This window comes from Staphylococcus sp. EZ-P03 (assembly GCF_003344575.1).
GTDB classification, from domain to species: domain Bacteria; phylum Bacillota; class Bacilli; order Staphylococcales; family Staphylococcaceae; genus Staphylococcus; species Staphylococcus simulans_B.
Map to the genome: position 1 here is coordinate 119,612 of NZ_QPMO01000015.1, position 21,784 is coordinate 141,395.

The window sequence follows — 21,784 nt, forward strand, 5'->3', positions numbered from 1 at the left end:
GATTAATCAGCGAACCTGTGCTGAACCGAAAATAACATGTGCTTTTTTGCAGTAGATTGTGACTTCGTTATATTGATCTAAATCTGCACCCTTAGTATCGAAAGTTTGTGTTGCTTTATTGTAATCCACAGCATCTAACTGTTTACCGCCTTTAATATCGCCATCTTTCGTCAAGTACACGAATAAATCAGGTCCTTTTGCGGATTTAAAGTTCGTGAGTTTGATTTGATTGTTTTCGATTTTAACATCGCCGCTTACCTCTTCTTCACCTGATTTAAAAGTACCTGTTAATACTTTATGATTCTGATGGTCATGCTGATGAGAAGTTTCTGTTGTTTTTTCTTTTTCTTGCTTAGGTTCATCTTGTGCATTGCAGCCTGCTAAAGCGATACCTGCCGCTAAAAGTGTTGTCGCAAATAAATGTTTCTTTTTCATAATAAGCCCTCATTTCATTTGTTTTTTATAATGATTACACTTATTATAATTTGAGTTTTTAACACATACCATTAACTATTTATTAACTCATTTATAACTTTTATTCATACCTAAAAAAACAAGGCATAAAAATAACCCTTTTAAGTTACACATTAATGTGCAGCTTAAAAGGGTTGCGTTGTTACTGTTATTCATCGTTATCTTTTTTATCTCTTTTGTTTCTTTTATTATTATCGTCGTTATCTTCGTCGTCTTCTTCGAATTCATGACGTTCTGCATTATATTCTACTTTCAAGATAACAGTAATGATTTGGTGATTTTCGATATCTGAGATAATCCAGCGATCAAAATAAGTGTCGACAAAATCATTCTTTTGCAAGTTCGTATTGTGTGCTTGCAGCCAACCGCCGATTGTATCGATATCATCTGAATCATCAAACTCGATACCTAATTGATCTGTTAAATCATCTAATAACACACGACCATTGATTTGGTATGTGTCTTCATTCAATTTAATAATATCATTGACTTCATTTTCATCGAATTCATCACGGATTTCCCCTACAATTTCTTCTAAGATGTCTTCCATTGTAAGGATACCTGCTGTACCGCCGTATTCATCAATGACTAAACTGATGTGTACACGTTCGCGCTGCATTCTGATTAACGCATCGCTGATACGTGTTGTTTCTGAAATCAACGGCAATTCATGAATATAATTGGCAATTTTAATCGGTTTGCCTGATGCATATTCTGTTAAGAATTCTTTTACATTAATAAAGCCTTTGATATGGTCTTTATCGCCATCTTCTGTAATTGGGTAACGGGTGAATTGGTATTCTCTAATCGTATCTAATAACTCATCCACAGTAAAAGGTTCGTTCAATGTTACCATTTGTGTTCTTGGCACCATAACATCTTTCGCTTGTCTTTCATCGAATGAAAAGATGTTTTGCATATATGCAAGTTCAGTCTGATTGATTTCCCCGCTGTTATAACTGTTGTTGATAATCATTTTGATTTCTTCTTCTGACATCGCATCATTATTCTCATCCGGATCAATACCGAACACACGAATAATCATACGTGCTGAACCGTTCATCAACCAAATGAGCGGTTTCATGAATAAACCGAAATAATATAACGGGCGCGCATAAAACAACGCGACTTTTTCAGTATGCTGAATCGCAAATGATTTTGGCGCTAACTCGCCAAGTACTACGTGCAGATATGTCACAACTAAGAATGATACAACAATTGCAATCGTAGTATTTAATGCGTCAGGCAGCGGTATCAATTCAAAGACAGGATGTAATAATTTAGAAAAGACAGGTTCACCTAACCAACCTAATCCTAAAGATGTCACAGTGATACCTAACTGACACGCAGATAAGTAATAGTCCAAGTTGGTAATCATTTTCTTAACTACAACTGCGCTGCGATTACCTTCAGCAACTAATTCTTCAATTTTTGTAGCTCTGACTTTTACAAGCGCAAATTCCGATCCTACAAAGACTGTAGTAAGTGCGATTAAAAATATAAAAATAAACAAGTTAATTATGGTCGTACTATCCAATTAATTCCCTAATACTAGGGATTCACCTCCATGTTATATGCCGCTATGCACAGCAATGATGTTAAGTTCGTAGTTACAGTCGACTATACAAAATCTTAGTTCATCCTTCCCATGCTCACAGCGACACCTCCCAACTAGCGTAAAATCTAACAAGAATATCATATCATAATCATGATTGATATAGTAAGTTTTTTGAAAGGATATTATGAGTTTTTTTATCCTTGAAATTAAGTGATTAAACAAAAAATAAACAGTTAAGATCAGAGTATATCCTGGGAACAGGTTTTACCTCTTTCTTAACTGTTTATCTGAATATACATTTACCTACCACAGTAAATATGATTCCAAAGGCATACGATTAATGTACGCATGCCTTTCTTATCATGCGCCAAATTCATAAAAAATTCAACTGATTATTCATCCATTGCTTCTGAAGCAGCAATTTCATCAGCTGTCGGTTTGCGTTTAAGGAAACCGTAGATACATGCTGAAACTAAAGCACCGATAATAATCGCTAAAATGGTTTGCAATGAATGAGAGAAGTCTGTACCAAAGATTACAAATATTCCTCCGTGCGGTGCTTGAATAGATGAACCTAAACCAAGTGCAATCGCACCGCCGATACCTGAACCGATCATCATAGATGGAATTACACGCAACGGATCTGCCGCTGCAAATGGAATCGCACCTTCAGTAATAAATGATGCACCCATTACGAAGTTTGGTACGATAGAACCGCGTTGCGTCTTAGTAAACTTGCGTTTAAAGATAAGCATTGCTAAAGCTAATGCAATCGGAGGCACCATACCGCCGACCATCGCTGCTGTGATCGGTGCTGCGTTGCCTTCAGTAAGTGCTGCTGTTGCGAACACATATGCTGCCTTGTTGAATGGACCGCCCATATCAATGGCCATCATTGCACCGATAACTAAACCTAATAACATAATATTAGTTCCTGATAAACTGTTCAGACCATTTAATAATAAATGGTTTACCCACGCTGCCGGCGGATTCAGAACATAAATCATTAATAATCCAGTGATTGTTACAGAGAAAATCGGATAAATCAATGTAGGTTTCAAGCCTTCTAATGATTGAGGCATACGACGTGTTGCCAATTTAATACCTTCAGTTAAATAACCGGCTAAGAAACCTGCAAGAATACCGCCGATAAATCCAGAGTCGCCGCTCATTGCTAACATACCGCCGACTAAACCAGCAGCCATACCTGGTTTCTCAGCAATACTGCGTGCAATGAATGCTGATAAAATCGGAATGATGAGGTAGAATGCACTATTCTTACCTATGTTCCACAACTGTTCAGCAAATGCATTGTACTCAGATGATTTAGGATCAAATGAGTTAGCGCCGAATAAGAATACAATCGCCATTAAAATACCGCCGGCAATAACGAGCGGCAACATGTTAGAAACACCATTCATCAAGTGTTTATATATTGTTTTGCCTACGCTTTGCTTCTCTTGTTTGCCGCCTGCTTGCCCTTTGCCTTGGCCGCCTCTTGCTTTAAATGGAGTACGGTCTGTCGCTAGTGCAAGATCAATTAAAGCTTCAGGACGTTTTATACCGTCTGCTACAGGTACTTCTACTACATTTTTGCCGTCAAAGCGATCTGTTTCAACGTGAACATCCGCTGCGACAATAACACCCTGTGCTTTTTCGATATCTTCAGATGTTAAACGGTTCTTAATACCGCTTGAACCATTCGTCTCTACCTTCATTTTGACGCCCATTTTTTTCGCTTGTTTCAATAAAGCATCTTTTGCCATATACGTATGTGCAATACCTGTAGGACATGCAGTCACACCAATGACATACGGTTCATCTGATGCAGTGTCGTCTTTCGTTTCAACTGCAGCAGCTTCCTCTTCTTCATCTGGTGCTTCATCATCAGCACGATCAATAATGGCTAAGACTTCGTCTGGTGTTGATGCATGCAGTAATGCTTCACGCACTTTATCATCCATCAAGACACCGGATAATTTAGCTAATGCATCTAAGTGTGTTTGCGCGCCGCCTTCAGGCGCAGCAATCATAAAGAATAAATGTGCAGGTTGTCCGTCTAAACTTTGATAATCTACACCTGCTTTTGATTTCCCGAAAGCAATTGCAGGTTGTTTTACCGCATCCACTTTCGCATGCGGAATCGCAATGCCTTCACCGATACCTGTCGTACTTTGACCTTCACGTGCCATAATAGCATCTTTGAATGCATCAACATCACTTAATATGCCAGCATGGTCTAATTGTGCAACTAAAGTATCAATAACGCCTTCTTTTGTCGTTGCTTCTACGTCCATCGCGATCGTATCACGCGTTAATAATTCAGTGATTCTCATATTTATTTCACTCCTATTTCAAATCCGTTAACTCAATTTGAGCACGTACCTTATCTATCATTGCTTTATCTGCTAAGTCCTGACTGAATGCAGTGGCTGTTCCTGAAGCAACTGCGTTTCGAAATGCTTCATCTGTCGATAACCCTTGTGCTAAACCTGCCAACATACCTGCAACGGTACTGTCGCCGGCACCTACAGTGTTGATTGCTTTGCCTTTTGGTACTGAAGCTTTAATTTGTTTAGCTTTATCAATATAAATCGCACCTTCGCCGCCGAGCGAAACAATTACAGATTGTGCACCTTGTTCAATAATTTCAAGACCGTATTTTACTACCTCAGCATCTGTCGTAATGTTTGTATCAAACATCACTTCAAGTTCACCTTTATTCGGTTTAATAAAGAACGGCTGATACGGCAGAATCGTTTCTACTAAATCTTTTTCTGCATCTACGACCAATTTAGCTCCGGTACTTTGTGTGATTTTTGCGATTTGTTCATACGCATCATCTGGAATGCTTTTTGGTACACTTCCTGCTATAACAACAGTGTCTTTTGAAGTTGTTGTTTTAATCTGTGTTAACAAAGCTTCGAATGCTGCATTTGAAATTGAAGGACCCCCTGCATTAATTTCAGTTTCTGCGTCTGATTTCAGCTTCACATTAATGCGTGTGTCCTCTTCTACTTCAACGAAGCCGCTCGCAATGCCTGCCTTCTCTAATGCATCTTTGATAAATTGTCCTGGAAAGCCGCCTACAAATCCTAATGCTGTAGAAGGTGTATTTAATGTATGCAATACACGTGAGACATTAATCCCTTTGCCTCCGGCAAATTTATAAGTTTCTGGTGCGCGGTTGAGTCCGCCTGTTTGAAAATTATCTACTTTCATAATGTAATCAATGGATGGATTGAAAGTTACTGTATAAATCAATTTATTGTCCTCCTATGATGGAATAACTGTTGCGATAGGTTTTGATATCTCCGCGTGTTAACGCTTTGGCTGATGTCAATATGTCGCAAGGTACTTTAGTATTGACACTTACGCCCGCAAAATAAGTATGACCGAATTTAGAACTATCTATTAAAACAAAGATATGCTGACCGACTTTCATCGCATTTTCTTTTACATAAGCTTCTTGCTCATCTGGCGTTGTTAATCTGCCTTCAGTGTCAATACCGTTCATGCCGATAAAGACTTTGTCGAAATGATAATGTTTCAAAGTTTCGATGGCACGCGGTCCTACTGAAGCAAGTGTGTTGGCTTTAACATCTCCACCGATAATCAGTGTCTTAATTCCTCGTTTCAATAATGCTTCTACATGGGTTAAGCCATTAGTAACCGCTACAATTTCTTTAGCTTCTATATAATCAATCATTTCAAAGGTCGTCGTACCCGCATCAATATAAATACAGTCGCGATCTTCGATTTGTTCAGCCGCCAGTTTGCCTATTTCTCTTTTTTCTTGAATATTGCGTTCTTTCTTCTCCGACATTTCAGGCTCGCTTAAAGCCGTATTTTTAAGTGTTGCGCCGCCATGGACACGTTGCAGTTTACCCATTTTCTGCAATTTCGATAAATCCCGACGGATTGTGGAAGCACTGCATCCTGTCATTTGGATTAACTCTTGCAGCGTCAAAAATTCTTTTTCTTTTAACAACTGTATAATCAGGTCAAATCTTTTTTGCGTTATCATATCGCCACCTCGTTTCTACTTTATTATAATGTGTCCGCTTTCAAATTTCAACCAAAAACATTCATTTTCATTCAAAACCAATCATAAACCTATAAAAAAAGATGAGCTTCTGCTCATCCTTCATGTGTTGCTACATCCGCAACTTTTGCTTCGGTAGCTTGAATAAGTTCTGAAACATTCACACCCATTTGTACACCGCGCAGTCCTCCGCTGACAAAGATTTTCTCCTGTTGCTCAGCAGATTGATCAATGACCGTCGGATACGCATGCTTCATGCCGATTGGAGAACAGCCGCCGCGAATATATCCTGTCACTTTAGTCAGTTCATCTAACGGGAGTAAATGCAGCTTCTTCTCTCCTACAGCTTGTGCCGCATGTTTCATATCCAAGTGGCTTTCTACCGGTATTACAAATACATACGGGTCATGATTGTTGTTGATAAACAGCAAGGTTTTAAACACTTGTTCAGGATCTGCCCCAATCAGCTTTGCGACCTCTTGTCCTTCAATGTGTTCCTTGCCCATTTTAAATGTACGCATTTCATAATCGATGCCTTCGCGATCTAAAATGCGCATCGCATTTGTCTTCTTCTGTTTCATTGCGTTCACCTCATATTTAATATAGCACGCAAAGCAAACAGACAACATCAATACCGCTTCAAACCTAAAAAAACAAGGCGCCCCGACACTGTTTCTGCTCATTTCTGAGTTCAGTTGCCCGATACGCCTTGTTTTGTAAAATGCTGAAGCCATTGCTGACTCACATCATTTGCGATAGATGTTAGTGAAATCACAAATACTGAATTGGATTCTGCTTTTGTATTATGTGCTGCTTCTGTATGTTGTGTTGATGGCCCCCCAGCCACTGCACTGTATGTAGGTGGAGGAGTTTCTGATGCATTGTTGTTTGACGAAACATGCTCGCTTTGCATGAAAGCAGAGACACCGTTTTGGAACTTAGCAAGTTCGCTTTCATTCGTCACTAATACTAACAGAAAAATCAAGCAACAAGCCAGAATGCCAGCATATACCCATAAAATTAACGCTCTCATTCTTATAACCTCTTCACCCTTGATTCGTGATTACAATATTAACACAAAAACTTTACATAAACGGTAAGTAGTAAGCTATTTAAACCAAATGTAATATACGTAATATATGTAACAGAACCGACACGAAAATAACGGTGACATCACAAAGTGACACAAGCCTCTTTTTGGTTGCGAACATCCTATTTAACAAGTTTTAATGTCTATCTGATTGCTTTCCTTCTCATCTTTCCCTTCAAATTTTGTCCATAAAATTGAAATCATGTTACAAACACACTACAAATAAGACTATTCATAGAAAAAGCAGGTCAACTGCTGGTGTTAAACACCTCGCAACTGACCTGCTGATTTATTATTAATTTTCTTTAATAGCTTGTTCGCCTTGTTCAATAGCTTGTTGAATAAATTGATGTGCGGCTTCTAATTGCTGTACCTCTGTATCAGAAAGTGCTATCGGCAAACGTTGTTTTATACCTTGTCGATCAATCAATGTTAACAGACTTAATGCGCCATCAGATAAGCCATACTCATGATTGACTAGACCGCTCACCGGTTCAATCGTATGTTCATTCAATACAACAGCGTGTGCTAATTGTACAGCTGCTCTTGAAATGGCCGCATTCGTCCAGCCTTTCTTGATAAAGACATCAAACGCTACTTCATCAATACTATGCGACACAGCTGCTTGATTAATTGGTTCTGCGCCTGTTAACTGTTCAAACTCAGGCAATTCAACACCATGAATGCGTACACGGCTCCAAACAGGTACACAGTGAGAACCATGCTCGCCTAAGACAAAAGCTTCTACGTCTTTAGGATCGACATCGTAGTGATCTGCAATTAAAGTACGAAAACGCGAAGACTCTAAAATTGTTCCTGTTCCAATGACTTTATCAGCCGGATAACCTGCCTGATGACCCAAATAAGTCATTGCATCCACAGGATTAGAAATTAAGATAACAATAGGCTCTGTCGTTACAGCAGAAAGCTTGCTGAAGACTTCATGAACGATGGTACTGTTCGCTTTCGTCAATAAGGTACGATCCTTCATATCTGGTGTAGAAGGTGCGCTGGCTGAAATAATTACGATATCCGCATCTTTTAAATCTTCGTACCCTCCGGTTTGAATATCCACATGATGCGAACGTTTCAAACCTTGGATATGCAAGTGGTCTAAGACTTCTCCTTCAGCTTGCGAAGTATCTGAATCCACTACAACGATTTGTGAAAAGCATCCTAAATATTGCGCATCAGTCAACACTTGGCTACCTACTCTGCCTACACCGATAATCCCTAATTTTGTCATTATAATTCTCTCCCTTGTCTTACTTAGCTTCATACGGTATTACGTCTTTACCGTATTCTTTTTTAATGAATGCTTTCATATCTTTTGATTGCAATACTTTAATCAAAGTTTGGAATTTTTCATCATTTTTATGTCCTTCTTTTACCGCAAGGATATTCGCAAATGGTGAAGATTCGTTTTCCAAAGCAATAGCATCTTTAGAAGGTGTTAAACCATTATCAATCGCATAGTTAGAGTTCATGACAACAGCTGCACCTTCACCGCTTTTATATGTTTTCGGCAAGAATTCTGCGCCTTGCTGATTATTGAATTTCAAATCTTTCTTGTTTTCAACAATGTCTTCGAATTTTGCATCTTCGATTTTGACACCATCTTTGATTTTAACCAAACCTTCATTTACAAAGAATGATAGGAAACGTCCTTCTTCTGCTGGGTTATTTGAAACATAGATTGTTGATCCTTTCGGAATATCTTTAATGTTTTTGTATTTTTTACTATATACACCCATTGGTGTTGTGAAGACTTTGCCGACTTCTTCTATTTTATAACCATGTGATTTCTTTTCGGCTTTTAAATAAGGAACATGTTGGAATAAGTTCGCATCCACATCGCCTTTGTCTAATAATTTATTCGGCACTTTATAATCGTTAACGACTTTAACTTCTAAGTCATAACCTTTTTTCTTCATTTCTTTCTTAGCATGTTCTAACACTTCACCATGAGGCGCAGGAGAGGCCGCAACTGTAATTTTTTTGTTTTCTCCGCCTTTACCTTGACCGCAGGCTGCTAATACAACTAACAAAATACATAACCCGATAAAACTGATTAATTTTTTCATCTTACTATGACACCATCCCTATGTAATTTACAAATAACAAGACTCCTTTCAATAGAAAAAGCTCCCCCTTAAATTAAGAGAAAGCTTTTCGTTCTTTCTCTCATCTTCATAAGCAATTGCTTTTTTGTGAATTAGCACCACTTCGTATATACGATGGTTGCTGGGCTTCATAGGGCACATCCCTCCGCCGCTCTTGATAAGAGTCTTATTAAATTGAATTGTATTAAGGTTACCACCAGTTATATAATTCGTCAATCTTATTTTCATATTTTTCTGAAAAAACACTGTAATAATTAAAGTGCCAACAATAAACTGCTGGCACGTATATCTTTTCTTTTTAAAATTACACTTTCATTCCTTTATTCTTTCTAATCGTCTTCTCTATCATAATAATTACAATTCCAAGCAGCATAACAGTAATAGACATGTACAACGGGAATTCAAAGTTCACGTCATATAATGAACCCGCGACAAGCGGTCCTGCAAAGTTGCCCATACTAGTAAATGTCGAGTTTAATCCACCAGCAAGTCCTTGGCGATTGCCTGCAATATTTGAAAAGTAGTTGGTAATCGCAGGTCGGATCATGTCAAAACCGATAAATACAATAAAGCTGATGATCATGATTGACCAATAGTGATGTGCAACTACTAATAAGAATAAGACTACTGCTGAATAAAAGAGCGAAATTTGAATAAAGGTCAATTCTTTGAAATACTTCATAAACTTATCAAATAAGAAGATTTGGAAGATAGCACCTGCTAAACCGCCGCCCATTATAGCGATAGAAATATCTTTTGGAGCATAGTGTGCTTTATCTGCAGTATATAAAGGATACAGTGTTTCAAAAGCTGCTAAACCGAATGCGAGTACGAATGTAATAATGATTGGTGTAATAAAAGCTTTGATATTAACTTTAGCTAATTCTTGCGGCTCTACAAATTGGTGGAAACCTTCTGTTGTTTCGCGTTTTGCGCCATGAATAAAGAATACCGAACAAAGAAAAGCTATAATCCCTAAACTTCCTGCAAAATAGAATGGCAGACGATGGGAAAATTCAGCCATAAAACCGCCGAACCCTGGTCCTAAAATAAACCCTGAGTTGATAATGGCAGACATATAGCCGAAGTTCTTAGCTTTATCTTGCGGCAGCGAAATATCCGCAATCATGCCTGTTACACCCGGCATGACCATACCAGCACTAAAGCCTCCGATAATTCTTGAAATAATTAATAATGTATAATTACCGCTCATCGCAAAGATAAATTCAGAAACAGAGAATAATATCAATCCGATACAGATAATGAGTTTTTTGCCTAATTTATCAGCAAGGTTGCCTCCGAATGGAGAAATTACCATTTGCGCTAATGCAAAGGCCGCAACAAGAATACCTAAATCACTTCCATTTAAACCTAAATCCTTTAAATAGACAGGTAATACAGGTACAACTAATCCAATTCCTAAGAAAACCAGAAATATATTAAAGTAAAGTGTGATTAATTGCTTACTCATGATAGCCTCCTTTATTGCGTATTTTACGTCGATTTTTGTAATGACTACCTATTATACACCAAAGTTATTCTATAGCTCAATCAAATAATTTTATCTTAATTTAGTAGCATTATTCCCTGATTATTTAAAATTTATGCTTCCTTTCAAGGTATGCCTAACCTACGCTTTTAATTGATATCTCCGTTAAAAAGATGTATTATATTCACTTAAGTCTGACAGAAAAGCACGTTTGCTGTCTGTTTTAGAAGCAAGACAATACATCCCTATGATGGATGAATGAAGAGAGAGGGCTTTAAAGATGCAATCACGATATATTGCACGCATATTTTTCGTTATACTGATGCTGATGACACTGCCATTAGACAATTTCTACCAATTCATGGCATTGAACTTATTTTTAGCATATATCCCTTTTGAATTGGTATGGTTAATAAAACTCTTTATACCTAAGCGCCGGTTTGAATGGCCGTTATTTATTATTTTCTCAGCGATTTTTATTTTAATCTTCCCTAACACCTTTTATATGGTGACGGATTTAATCCATTTGAATCAATTCGGTTTTAGTATTATGAATGGTGTGATCGCAACAGAATGGCTCTACTTCACTTATTTAGTCGGCGGCGTTTTATTTGCGCTGTATTGTTATATTTTAATCAATATCGAACTCTTCCACCTTACTGACAAACCTCTATTCAACTACATCCTTGTCATTACATTGATGATTGCAAATAGTGTCGGTATTGCGATGGGTCGATTTTTAAGATTTCACAGTGTATATTTGATCAATCAGCCGTTCTCGATTCTAAGAGATGTGATACACTTTTTCGATATTAAGGGTATCTTCTTTGTGGTCATCATGACACTCTTGCAAGGATTTGTATTGATCTTAGTGAAAGGAGTGCGAATGGCCAAATGATGATGCACTTACTACTCTTTTTAGCTATCACCATTATTTTGCAGCTGATAATCGGACATTTTATACATGAAATCGGCTTCTCGCTCACTGTCAGTATTGGATTAATGTGTCTGCCGTTAGGTCTCGGTTTATTCTTGCTTCAAATCATTTATTTTGAACAGAAATATCCGAATTGGGAAGTTGACTTGCGTACGAAATTACGACTCAAATATATGTATCTCATTACATTTGCAGAATATATTGCACTTTATGTATGTTTCTTTATGATATAAAGCAAAAGCGCATGCTGTACGGTGTCACTTAATTACAGTGCACCCGCAGCATGCGCCTTTTCTTATTTATTATAAAATTTACCTACTTATCAAATTAAGCCTAACCATTTCCAGTAAGTCATACTGAATACCAAAATTAAAATGTATCCGATAACTGTCAATGGTATACCAGATTTTAAGAAATCTTTTACTGTAAATGTTCCAGAACCATATGCCAGCATATTTTGCGGTGCACTTACAGGTAATAAGAAACCAAAGCTAATTACGAATTGTTGAATCAGCACAAAGCCGATGTTTTGATCTCCTAAATTCAAAGTTGCTGTCAGTGAGATAAAGACTGGAATCAAAGCGGATGATAAACTTGTCGCACTCGCAAAGCCTAAATGAATCAAGATGTTAAATAACGTAATTAATGCAATGGTTGCAATCAACGGCAAATGCTGCAAGCCCATTAAACCGAATGTTTTATCACTTAACCATTGCGCACCGCCTGTATTCAACAGCACATTACCGAGTGAGATACCGATACCAAAGACGATAATTGTACCCCATGGAATACGGCCTTCTGCCTCTTTCCATGTCATTACACCGATTTTAGGTGTCAGCATCACAGCCATTGCTACTAATGTAATAGATGCGGAGTCAATCGGATGGACGATTTTCTCTGTTGACCAAAAGAGCAGCAATAATACTGAAATAGCGATTAATCGCCATTCTCTAGGCGACACTGGACCTAGTTTATCCAATTCTTGACGAATCAATTCTTTACCGCCTTTGACTTCATCTTGTTCCGGCGGCATTACTTTCAACATAATGAAGTACAATGCAATCGACATTAAGATAGACCAAGGTGCCGCATATAAGAACCATTGTCCCCATGAAATATCATGACCGAAACTTTGGTTGATAAAGTTTACCGCAACAATGTTTTGGGCGGCTGCTGTTTTAATACCGATATTCCAAATCGAAACAGCTTGTACGGCTGTGATAATCAATAATCCAGCCAGCTTACTTTCCTTCGATGCTTTAAACGCCGCAATCATACCTAGCAAAATCGGTACGACTGCACCCGCACGTGCAGTTGCTGAAGGAACGAAGAAAGCGAGAATAATCGATACTAAAATAGCACCAATGACAATACGTTTGGTTTTATTTCCTACAATCGATAAAACCAGCAATGCTAAACGCTTATGCAAGTTAGTAACTTGCATCGCTGCTGCTAAGAATAACGCTGCCGCAACTAGGGCTACTGCTGAAGTAGAGAACCCGCTGAATGCAAGTTTCAACGCATTCCCTGTCCCAAATAAATCAGCACCGTGCAATGCAGCACCGTTTGCTTTCGGATTTCCTAATTTTTCTGCCAAATCCTGCACCGGACTGAATCCGAGCATTAATATCATCAAAGCTACAATCATCGTTGATGATACAGGATATGAGACCGCTTCTGTCACCCACATAATTACCGCAAATGCTAAGATAGCGAGTGAAACTTTAGCCATCACAGGAATACTGCTGCCTGTCGGAATCAGCATAATAGCGATTAACACTACAAAACTAATAATGATCCACAGTGGTTTAACTTTCTTGTTCTTTTTGTTAGCCGTTTTATCTTGTGTTTTTGCTCCTGACATAACATTTTCCTTCCTTTAAAGTTGACCCTGCTCATCTGTCGCAGAGCAACACTTAAAATACTATTAAATAGTAAGAAAGCAGTATGCTATGATATAGGACCCATAATTAATTACATCACGCTTTGACTTCCGATGCTTTTCTTAATATTTAATCTATTTCAATTTTATTATAACAAGAATGCGCTTACAAAATGGTTATATCTGAAAATTTGTAGAAATTTTCACAATAAATTCACAAAATGCAAAAGGAGACTCACTTATAAAGTCAGCCTCCTATTAGATTTAAATCAATACCAGTACTCTTCTTTTCAGTTAAATTTATTATTTATTTTTCAATGCCTTTTTAACTTCTTCTACTGCATCCGCAGAAGCTTGAAGTTGTGCTTTTTCATCATCATTCAATGTCGTTTCAACGACTTGTTCTACACCATTCTCGCCTAAAATAGTCGGCACACCTAAACAAATATCATTAAAGCCGTATTCCCCTTCTAAATACGTAATAGAAGGCAATAATCGTTTTTCGTCTTTTAAGATGGCAGCGGCCATTTCATAAATTGCGGCAGCCGGTGCATAATACGCAGAGCCATTACCCAATAAGCCGACGATTTCAGCGCCGCCTTTTCTTGTACGATCAATAATCGCATCAATTTTCTCTTGTTCCAGCAATTCAGTTAACGGAACACCGCCGACTGTTGTCGTACTTAATAATGGCACCATGGTATCGCCGTGTCCGCCTAACACTAAACCTGTAACATCCGTTTGCGCAACATTTAATGCTTCAGAGACAAATGTACGGTAACGTGCTGTATCTAATACACCTGATTGTCCTAAGACACGATTTTTAGGGAAGCCTGATAATTTATACACAGCATACGTCATCGCATCCACTGGATTTGTGAGTACAATAATCGTACTATCTGGTGCATAAGTTTTAATGCCGTCTGTTACTTGCGCCATAACCCCTTCGTTAATTTGAATCAAATCGTCACGGCTCATGCCAGGTTTACGTGCAGCCCCTGCTGTAATAACAACAATATCTGCACCTGTAATATCTTGATAATCAGAAGTGCCTTTGATTTTACTGTTAAAGTTTAAAATCGGACCACTTTCTGAAATATCTAATGCTTTGCCTTTAGCAGGTTTTTCATTATGCGGCTGATCCAGCAATACTACATCTGCCAAAGCTCTTTCAGCCACTATAAATGCTAAAGTTGCACCTGTATGTCCTGCACCGATAATTGCAATTTTTCTCTTACTCATCCTATTTCCCCCTTGATATGAATGATTGCATTTTTGGTTCACTTTTATCATAGCAAAGCCGAATATAATAATAAAGAAAACGCTTAATTTTGAATTTGAACCAATTGCGCCATATGTAATCCAAACATAAAAAAGCCCAGGTCAACTTTACCTGGGACTTAACATTTAATATCTTCCTGCAAAATGTGCAGTAGCTGAAATTGTAAACATGACACCGACAAAAATTGTTAAAATCAACAATAAAATCATGGTACGCGTATAGTGTTTGATAAACGCAGTGAAAAGCAAAACAGCGTTATAAATAAAGAATATACCGAATAACGTCAACACCACTGTCGGCATAGAGATGATTGTCGTAAAGAAAAAGATAATAATCGCAAATATAATATAAGGAAATACAATAAAATTACGCTCAAACTGAATACGTGAACGTGATTGTTCGTCTCTTTTCATTCTTCTTACTCCTTTAAAGTTAATCAGTTAAGGGATATCATGACCTAAAACTGCCGTATAAATATCAAACCATTCTTGATCGGTTAAACTAATATCTAAACCTTTAACCGCATCATTGATACGATCGATTCGGCTTGTGCCCATAATCGGCATAATAGTTGCAGGATGTTTCATCAGCCATGCTGTCGCAATCGAAGCTGGTGCTGCCTGATATTTTTGTGCTAAAGGCCCGATAATCGCCATGACACGTTTTGACTTTTCATCCTCAACATCCAGCAATTTACCGCCGGCAAGCGGACTCCACGCTGTGATTTTGACGTCATCACGATACATGTGATCAATGGTACCGTCATAAATCGGTGCTGCATGATAAGGAGAAACTTCAAGTTGGTTAACCGCTATATGTAGCTTATGGGATTTAATCCCTCTATTTAATAAATCATATTGATCGTTATTGAAATTTGAAACTCCGAATGATTTGATTTTACCTTCTTTTACTAAAATATCAAGGGCATCTCTGACTTCATCCGGATTCATCAGCGGTGAAGGTCTATGAATCAGCAATGTGTCCAAGTAATCTGTCTGCAGCGCTTCAAGCGAATGGTTGACAGATGCAACAATATGTTGGCGGCTTAAATCGTAACGATGCCCATCGAATTGTTCAAAACGGTCTGTCGGCAAAACAATTCCGCATTTTGAAACCAGCTCGATTTGATTACGCAATTCTGGAGATAACTTCAGTGCTTCGCCGAATAACGTTTCACACGTATAATCTCCATAGATATCCGCATGATCCATCGTTGTTACACCCATCTCCACGAGTTGATGCAAGTGGCGGTTAAGATCTTGCGGCGTCATTTGCCATTCATTTAATCGCCAAAAGCCTTGAATAATTTTGGAATATTCCACATTACGGTTAATTTGAACACGTTCCATTGATGTCTCTCCTCCTGATTTTTCAATTTCATTACAACCGTATACTAACCCTTGCTTAATTTGATAATGAGGTTCACTATTAAGTAGTGGGGGTTATAGTTAGATGTAAAAATTTTACTATTGTATTCCCCTCAAAATCCTTGTACTATTAAACGTTGTATCCATTATAGTGGCACCTTTATCTGTACGTCAATTTTCAGGTGAATTGCAGTGCATCCAGCTGATTGCGCAAACGTTCTTTATCCAAATTTTCGCCGATCAGCACAATTGTATTTTGTACTTCACCTTGAATAGGCTCGTAATCGGGCAGCCCATTGGCGAATTGGAACAGATAAGTTGTCTCAGGATCATCTCTGAATCTGACGTAACCTTTCAAACGGTAAATATTATCTGGCAAGCGCAAAATGAATTGATAGAATATCTGTCTGTCTATCGGTGCTGTGAAGGTATATGCGATGGAACTTATACCATGATGATGCAAATGACGATGACGTACGTCTTGTCTTGCAGTATCAAGTGCTTCTAACTCATCTATATTCACATGACCGTACGACGTGAAGTAAATCGTATCGTTAGGATTGATTTGTTTTAATGCAGTTTCAATTTTATGCTGCTCTTCTTGTCCGACTAAGTCAGTCTTGTTGACAATCAAAGCTTGGCTGACAGCGATTTGTTCTTCCATTAAAGCTTGAGTAGATGCTGTGTAGCGCTCGCGATTTAAAAATCTCGGCGCGTCGACTAAACCTACTACAAGCGGCGGATGGACGTATTGTGCAAGAGACGGATCAAAACATGCTTCAATGAGTTGGAGCGGATGTGCGATACCTGTTGCTTCGATGATGACAAATTGCGATTGTTTTTGATTGATTAATACTGATAATTGATTAATCAAATCTTGCTGTAAATCACAGCAAACACAACCGTTTTGTAGAGAAATTGTTTGAATTTTATCCCCTAAGATTTTACTATCAACATCAAAGTCACCAAATTCATTCATTATGACCGTAATTTTCTCATCTCTTTTTAATAATTGCTCAGTATAATATTTAAGGAAAGACGTTTTACCGCTTCCTAGAAAACCTGTTACAATACAAATAGATAATTTAGATTTATTATTTCGTTCCAATTTTAACACTCATTTCTAAAGGACTTAATGGTACAACCATTAATGGACATATTATATTATGTTTCAACTTGATTTAATGCAAGATATCTTCTAAAATCAATACATGCTTTAATTTTAACATGGCTTGTGAGTTGTCGACAAAAGACCTTGGATATTTTCTTAATTGTCACATCTCAAACTTTTACAACGAGACGGAACGATTTCCGGAACACAGAAAAATATATCGGATAGAATGTCTGGAGGAGAACTTATGACTGAAAAACTTAATTTAGGCGGGCGTTTATGCTTTAGTTTGTACAATGCTCAAAGACAAGTCAATCGCTACTACTCAAATAACGTTTTTAAGAAGTACAAATTAACGTACCCGCAGTTTTTAGTATTAACAATTTTATGGGAAGAATCACCAGTCAATGTCAAAAAAGTCGTGACTGAATTGGCACTTGATACTGGTACAGTATCTCCATTATTAAAAAGAATGGAACAAGTTGATTTAATCAAGAGAGAACGCTCTGAAGTGGATCAACGTGAAGTATTTGTTCACTTAACAGAAAAAAGCGAAGCCATTGAAGCAGACCTAGGCGGTGCTTGCAACCACTTAGGCGACATCTCAGGATTAAACAAAAAAGAAGAAAAAGAATTGAACCGTTTACTTGATAAACTTATCGATTCTTTAACAAAAGAAAACTCATAATTCTAACGCCATTAAAATTAGAGTGATAACTTGCAGTTTTTTCACTTTTAAGATAAAGCATTCAGGCTGAATCTTCTATTAATTAGAGGGTTCAGCCTTTTTCTTTACTCTATCTTCCAACACATCAGCACGAAAAGCAAACTTATTTTTAAATGTATTGTTTTTCATCAGTCCAATTGCTATCGCACTGCTTAATATCAAACAACTTAAAAGCAGCGAAGATTAGATGCTTTACCATTCAAAGTACATACATAATAGAACTACTAACTATTAAAAGCGCAAAACATGCTATGAAAGTTTTTAGCTGTTTTGCGCTTATTTCTATTAATATTGATTATAAAGTTGTATCTCGAAATATTTGCTGGCACTAATTTAATGTCACCATTTCATACAGTGCACCTTGCTCCTGCATCAAGTCAGTGTAAGTGCCTATTTCAATGATTCGCCCTTCCACCATGACCGCAATTCGATCAAATTGCGGCAACAATTCTAAATCATGTGTTGCTACAATCAATGTTTCGCTTTCTGAGAATAAACGATGCATGACATTTTGACTGTTCTCCCAATCCAGTGCACGTGTCGGTTCATCAATCAGCCAAACCGGTGCTGCTTTGAGGAAGAGTCTTGCTAAACAAAGCCGCTGCAGTTCTCCTCCGGATAATCCTTTTCCGCTTAAAGTAATGACGTAGTCTAAATCTATATACTCTAGTCCTAAATCATTTAATACCTTGCGCATTTCTTTATCATCTGCATCAGATAATAAATTATCGCGTACTGTACCGTCGAATAATTGCTGATGCTGGAGCAGCACATTAAAGACTTGTGCTTTTTGCTGTTCGGTCAAATCATACGTCGTTTGATCAGCATACTGCACACTGCCAGATGAAGTTTGATATAAACCTGCCATCACTTGCAGCAATGTACTCTTGCCTGAACCAGAAGGACCGACAATCGCGATTCGTTCACCAGGTTGAACGTTTAAATCAATGCCTTGCAGCACTGCATTCACTTGGTGTTCGTATTTAAATGACATGTGTTCTACTGTCAACGATGCATTAGAAGTACTATCTAAATCTACTTTATCTTTTTTGGCAGGTGCCCCTTTCAGCACACTTTCTAAATCTAATAATGCTTGATCAGTATCTGCTTTATAATATGCGACGTTACTCATTGAAACAGCTTGTTCAAACAACGTCAGCAGCATTAAAACAATACTTGTCAAATAGATAACATCCAACTGTCCGTTCTGCACTTGTGTTACACCTAATGCGACACAAAAGAATAAAGCAATCATGGACACAAGGTCTAATGCAAATTCATACAACGTCAGAAATCGTTGTTCTTTTCTTTGTGTTCGGCTGTAACTTTCTAAATGGTTAGTGACAGATTGACGATACGCTGTTTGCTTATGGAATCGTTCAAGTTCTTCATATCCTTCCTTATAATCGAAGTACCGACTTAAGAAATCAGCTTCTTCTCGTGCAGCACGTTGTTGCTGCAGTTGTGCACGCTTTGCACATAACCATGGCAATATACCTAATGCAATCAGCATGCTGACTGCCAATAACACAGCATGTGCCCAAGAAAAGAAGAACAGCGTAATCATCGTCAGTGTCGCAGTTAATCCGATAACGACTGGCGGATAATATACTCTTAAATAGATATTCTGCAGTGCTTCAACACTTGAAACCATACGCGCAATCAAATCACTCGATTTAAACTTTCGGTAAATATCAGGTACGACTTGAATCAAACCATTGAAAAATTGCGCACGTACATCTCTCAACATAGTAAAGGTTGTGCGGTGCGATAAAATACGTTCAAAATAGCGCATGACCGCACGTACCATTCCGAATAACTTCACACAGACGACTAAGACAATCAAACCATAGAGCGGTACATTTTGTGCTGCTTGTGTAATCATTAAACCGCTTAAGAAGAACATACCGATAGCAACTAAACTGCCGATAACGCCGAATAAGATGGCCAATCCTAAATCTTTATCTAATTTGAATTGAATACTGCGCCGCTTCATTGTCTATCACGTCCTTTATGCCATTGCGTCGAGATGTCATTATCATCGGCTGTAATGCGACCTTTTTCCATATAAATACGACGTTTTGCTCGACGAATGGTACTTTCTCTATGTGCAATCATAATCACTGTACGGTCATGAAAGTAAGCTTTTAACGCTTCTTGTATCACGCGCTCTGTCCATACATCCAATCCCGTTGCAGGTTCATCAAACACAACAAGATCAGGCTGGGCTAATAAGACGCGTGATAATTCAATGCGCCGCATTTGACCGCCGGACAACATCTCTCCGCCTTCACCGATGAAAGTGTCGATACCTTGTGGCAGCTGATTGATTTTATCCGTTAAACCTACTGCATCCAATACTTGATGTACGTGTTCATCTGACACTGTTTCAAACATCGCAACGTTATCTTTAATAGAAGCATTAAAGATATACGGCTGCTGGCTTAACACACCCATGCGCAGCTGCTCTGATTGTATCGAGATACTGCCTGAAGTCGGCGGCAATGCTTGTAGTATCAATTCGGAAAGCGTGGTTTTGCCTGCCCCGCTCGGTCCTACTAAAGCAATATGTTCACCTTGATAAATATCAAAGTGTGCATCCATCACTGCATCGCTTTTAGCACCAGGATAGCGATAATCCACATGTTCCAATCGCATCAAAGGTGCTTGCTGTTGATTGATTATATGTGTGCGTTCAGATTTAGTATCATTACTGTTATCTAATGTTTCAAAGACCACATCTGCAGCACCTTCACTTTGTTTACCGGTATGAAACGCCTGCCCTAAATCTTTGATCGAATTGTAAAATTCAGGTGCTAAAATAATTGCGACAGCCGCTGTTTCAAAAGTGACGCTATGAAACAATACCAAACCTAAACCTGCTTCTAATGCGACAATTCCTATACCTAGTAAACTGATAAATTCAAGCATCAGTCCTGATAAGAATGCACTGCGCAATATTTTCATTGTTAAATCCCTAAAACGTGTACTTTCATTGTAGATAGCGTTTGTAGCTTGGTACGAACGATTGAACAGCTTCAAAGTCACCAAACCTTGTGCAAGGTTTAAGAAGCGTTGGCTGAATTGTGTTAAGTACGTCATTTGTTCTTTAGATTCATCACGTGTCTTAAGTCCGAAAATAATATAAAAGACCGGAATAAATGGTGCAGTGACCAGCATAATCAATGCTGTATTCAGATGAATAAAGCACATCGTAATGATAATCACCAGCGGTATCATAATCGCTCTGAAGACTTGAGGCAGATAATCTTGATAAAACGGTGTAATGCCATCGATACTTTCTGTCATCACACTCATTTGCTTACCAATCGGCTGAGGGATTCTGCTGTTTACCATACGCAGACGCAAATTCCGTTTCACTTTATAAGCAAGCTGCGTTCCTATCCATTGATTCGCCATATTTAAGACAGCACGCAGTAATAAAGCACCTAATAAGATGCTTAATAGTACACTCACAGCAATATGATGATTCTGTTTGATCAACATCGCATCTAACACTTTAGCGATGGTCACATTTTGTACCACCACAATAACGGCTAAAGCTGCACATATTATGCCCATTATTATGGGATAGTGTATATATTTCAAAGCATAGTGCATTAAATTCTTCATTGTTTTCACCCTTATGTATTTATCTGAAAGTGATAAAACAAAGGTGGAACACGTATGTGTATCAAG

The 21,784-nt window shown here is 38.1% G+C and carries 20 protein-coding genes and 1 riboswitch; of the genes, 3 read left to right on the plus strand and 17 right to left on the minus strand.

The annotated features are described in order from the left end of the window. Positions 1 to 6: 6 nt before the first annotated feature. From DVJ99_RS08240 to norA, 10 genes are all read right to left on the minus strand, one after another. Positions 7 to 435: a DM13 domain-containing protein gene (locus tag DVJ99_RS08240; protein WP_114603850.1), complete on the minus strand. Its 429-nt coding sequence runs from the start codon at positions 433 to 435 to the stop codon at positions 7 to 9. Between the two features lie 187 nt (positions 436 to 622). Beyond that, positions 623 to 2,011, minus strand: a complete 1,389-nt coding sequence (locus DVJ99_RS08245; protein ID WP_114603851.1) for a hemolysin family protein — start codon at positions 2,009 to 2,011, stop codon at positions 623 to 625. 413 nt (positions 2,012 to 2,424) lie between these two features. Continuing rightward, entirely contained in the window at positions 2,425 to 4,368 is a 1,944-nt protein-coding gene (locus DVJ99_RS08250; RefSeq protein ID WP_105993511.1) for a PTS fructose transporter subunit IIABC, read from the minus strand. A gap of 13 nt (positions 4,369 to 4,381) precedes the next feature. Further along, positions 4,382 to 5,296 (minus strand): 1-phosphofructokinase, encoded by a 915-nt coding sequence (gene pfkB / locus DVJ99_RS08255; protein WP_114603852.1) that lies wholly within the window; start codon positions 5,294 to 5,296, stop codon positions 4,382 to 4,384. A 1-nt stretch (position 5,297) separates the two neighbouring features. Further along, positions 5,298 to 6,059 (minus strand): DeoR/GlpR family DNA-binding transcription regulator, encoded by a 762-nt coding sequence (locus DVJ99_RS08260; protein ID WP_114603853.1) that lies wholly within the window; start codon positions 6,057 to 6,059, stop codon positions 5,298 to 5,300. Positions 6,060 to 6,172: 113 nt separating this feature from the next. Further along, the gene (gene ybaK / locus DVJ99_RS08265) at positions 6,173 to 6,658 is read right to left on the minus strand and encodes a Cys-tRNA(Pro) deacylase (RefSeq protein ID WP_114603854.1); all 486 of its coding nucleotides are present in this window, start codon (positions 6,656 to 6,658) and stop codon (positions 6,173 to 6,175) included. A gap of 110 nt (positions 6,659 to 6,768) precedes the next feature. Beyond that, a complete protein-coding gene (locus DVJ99_RS08270) occupies positions 6,769 to 7,110 on the minus strand; it encodes a hypothetical protein (RefSeq protein WP_114603855.1) in 342 nt (113 codons plus the stop codon). 352 nt (positions 7,111 to 7,462) lie between these two features. Further along, a complete protein-coding gene (locus DVJ99_RS08275; protein WP_114603856.1) occupies positions 7,463 to 8,413 on the minus strand; it encodes a lactate/malate family dehydrogenase in 951 nt (316 codons plus the stop codon). 19 nt (positions 8,414 to 8,432) lie between these two features. Beyond that, the gene (locus DVJ99_RS08280; RefSeq protein WP_114603857.1) at positions 8,433 to 9,251 is read right to left on the minus strand and encodes a MetQ/NlpA family ABC transporter substrate-binding protein; all 819 of its coding nucleotides are present in this window, start codon (positions 9,249 to 9,251) and stop codon (positions 8,433 to 8,435) included. Between the two features lie 97 nt (positions 9,252 to 9,348). Further along, a riboswitch (SAM riboswitch) is annotated at positions 9,349 to 9,454 on the minus strand. Between the two features lie 140 nt (positions 9,455 to 9,594). Continuing rightward, entirely contained in the window at positions 9,595 to 10,761 is a 1,167-nt protein-coding gene (gene norA, locus DVJ99_RS08285; protein ID WP_114603858.1) for a multidrug efflux MFS transporter NorA, read from the minus strand. A 298-nt stretch (positions 10,762 to 11,059) separates the two neighbouring features. On the opposite strand from norA, the gene DVJ99_RS08290 reads away from it, so the two are divergent. Beyond that, the gene (locus DVJ99_RS08290) at positions 11,060 to 11,677 is read left to right on the plus strand and encodes a DUF1361 domain-containing protein (protein ID WP_114603859.1); all 618 of its coding nucleotides are present in this window, start codon (positions 11,060 to 11,062) and stop codon (positions 11,675 to 11,677) included. Next, the gene (locus DVJ99_RS08295; protein WP_114603860.1) at positions 11,674 to 11,949 is read left to right on the plus strand and encodes a hypothetical protein; all 276 of its coding nucleotides are present in this window, start codon (positions 11,674 to 11,676) and stop codon (positions 11,947 to 11,949) included. Before DVJ99_RS08290 ends, DVJ99_RS08295 begins: the two co-directional genes overlap by 4 nt. An 89-nt stretch (positions 11,950 to 12,038) precedes the next feature. Here DVJ99_RS08295 and DVJ99_RS08300 read toward each other — a convergent pair whose 3' ends face one another. From DVJ99_RS08300 to DVJ99_RS08320, 5 genes are all read right to left on the minus strand, one after another. Then, positions 12,039 to 13,580 carry an SLC13 family permease gene (locus tag DVJ99_RS08300; RefSeq protein ID WP_114603861.1) on the minus strand — a complete coding sequence of 514 codons (1,542 nt, stop codon included), beginning with the start codon at positions 13,578 to 13,580 and terminating at the stop codon, positions 12,039 to 12,041. 321 nt (positions 13,581 to 13,901) lie between these two features. Beyond that, complete coding sequence (gene mdh, locus DVJ99_RS08305) at positions 13,902 to 14,840, minus strand: malate dehydrogenase (RefSeq protein WP_114603862.1); 939 nt, start codon at positions 14,838 to 14,840, stop codon at positions 13,902 to 13,904. Positions 14,841 to 15,005: 165 nt separating this feature from the next. Further along, on the minus strand, positions 15,006 to 15,293 hold the full coding sequence (locus DVJ99_RS08310) for a hypothetical protein (RefSeq protein WP_114603863.1): 288 nt from the start codon (positions 15,291 to 15,293) through the stop codon (positions 15,006 to 15,008). Between the two features lie 27 nt (positions 15,294 to 15,320). After that, a complete protein-coding gene (locus tag DVJ99_RS08315; RefSeq protein ID WP_114603864.1) occupies positions 15,321 to 16,229 on the minus strand; it encodes an aldo/keto reductase in 909 nt (302 codons plus the stop codon). 196 nt (positions 16,230 to 16,425) lie between these two features. After that, the gene (locus DVJ99_RS08320; protein WP_114603865.1) at positions 16,426 to 17,355 is read right to left on the minus strand and encodes a CobW family GTP-binding protein; all 930 of its coding nucleotides are present in this window, start codon (positions 17,353 to 17,355) and stop codon (positions 16,426 to 16,428) included. Positions 17,356 to 17,605: 250 nt separating this feature from the next. Between DVJ99_RS08320 and DVJ99_RS08325 the strand changes: the two genes are divergently transcribed. Further along, complete coding sequence (locus tag DVJ99_RS08325; protein WP_105993496.1) at positions 17,606 to 18,046, plus strand: MarR family winged helix-turn-helix transcriptional regulator; 441 nt, start codon at positions 17,606 to 17,608, stop codon at positions 18,044 to 18,046. Positions 18,047 to 18,413: 367 nt separating this feature from the next. Here DVJ99_RS08325 and cydC read toward each other — a convergent pair whose 3' ends face one another. Beyond that, positions 18,414 to 20,081: a thiol reductant ABC exporter subunit CydC gene (gene cydC / locus DVJ99_RS08330; protein WP_114603866.1), complete on the minus strand. Its 1,668-nt coding sequence runs from the start codon at positions 20,079 to 20,081 to the stop codon at positions 18,414 to 18,416. Then, positions 20,078 to 21,718, minus strand: coding sequence for an ABC transporter ATP-binding protein/permease (locus tag DVJ99_RS08335; protein ID WP_114603867.1), 1,641 nt, complete (start codon positions 21,716 to 21,718; stop codon positions 20,078 to 20,080). Before DVJ99_RS08335 ends, cydC begins: the two co-directional genes overlap by 4 nt. Positions 21,719 to 21,784 lie beyond the last annotated feature (66 nt).

What these genes read in the sequence shown, in the direction of transcription:
- DVJ99_RS08310 (WP_114603863.1), bottom strand. Translation starts at nt 15,293, where the DNA reads ATGAAAAGAGACGAACAATCACGTTCACGTATTCAGTTTGAGCGTAAT.
- norA (WP_114603858.1), bottom strand. Translation starts at nt 10,761, where the DNA reads ATGAGTAAGCAATTAATCACACTTTACTTTAATATATTTCTGGTTTTC.
- DVJ99_RS08280 (WP_114603857.1), bottom strand. Translation starts at nt 9,251, where the DNA reads ATGAAAAAATTAATCAGTTTTATCGGGTTATGTATTTTGTTAGTTGTA.
- DVJ99_RS08260 (WP_114603853.1), bottom strand. Translation starts at nt 6,059, where the DNA reads ATGATAACGCAAAAAAGATTTGACCTGATTATACAGTTGTTAAAAGAA.
- DVJ99_RS08315 (WP_114603864.1), bottom strand. Translation starts at nt 16,229, where the DNA reads ATGGAACGTGTTCAAATTAACCGTAATGTGGAATATTCCAAAATTATT.
- DVJ99_RS08335 (WP_114603867.1), bottom strand. Translation starts at nt 21,718, where the DNA reads ATGAAGAATTTAATGCACTATGCTTTGAAATATATACACTATCCCATA.
- DVJ99_RS08240 (WP_114603850.1), bottom strand. Translation starts at nt 435, where the DNA reads ATGAAAAAGAAACATTTATTTGCGACAACACTTTTAGCGGCAGGTATC.
- DVJ99_RS08325 (WP_105993496.1), top strand. Translation starts at nt 17,606, where the DNA reads ATGACTGAAAAACTTAATTTAGGCGGGCGTTTATGCTTTAGTTTGTAC.
- DVJ99_RS08300 (WP_114603861.1), bottom strand. Translation starts at nt 13,580, where the DNA reads ATGTCAGGAGCAAAAACACAAGATAAAACGGCTAACAAAAAGAACAAG.
- DVJ99_RS08295 (WP_114603860.1), top strand. Translation starts at nt 11,674, where the DNA reads ATGATGATGCACTTACTACTCTTTTTAGCTATCACCATTATTTTGCAG.
- DVJ99_RS08275 (WP_114603856.1), bottom strand. Translation starts at nt 8,413, where the DNA reads ATGACAAAATTAGGGATTATCGGTGTAGGCAGAGTAGGTAGCCAAGTG.
- ybaK (WP_114603854.1), bottom strand. Translation starts at nt 6,658, where the DNA reads ATGAAACAGAAGAAGACAAATGCGATGCGCATTTTAGATCGCGAAGGC.
- DVJ99_RS08270 (WP_114603855.1), bottom strand. Translation starts at nt 7,110, where the DNA reads ATGAGAGCGTTAATTTTATGGGTATATGCTGGCATTCTGGCTTGTTGC.
- DVJ99_RS08250 (WP_105993511.1), bottom strand. Translation starts at nt 4,368, where the DNA reads ATGAGAATCACTGAATTATTAACGCGTGATACGATCGCGATGGACGTA.
- mdh (WP_114603862.1), bottom strand. Translation starts at nt 14,840, where the DNA reads ATGAGTAAGAGAAAAATTGCAATTATCGGTGCAGGACATACAGGTGCA.
- DVJ99_RS08290 (WP_114603859.1), top strand. Translation starts at nt 11,060, where the DNA reads ATGCAATCACGATATATTGCACGCATATTTTTCGTTATACTGATGCTG.
- cydC (WP_114603866.1), bottom strand. Translation starts at nt 20,081, where the DNA reads ATGAAGCGGCGCAGTATTCAATTCAAATTAGATAAAGATTTAGGATTG.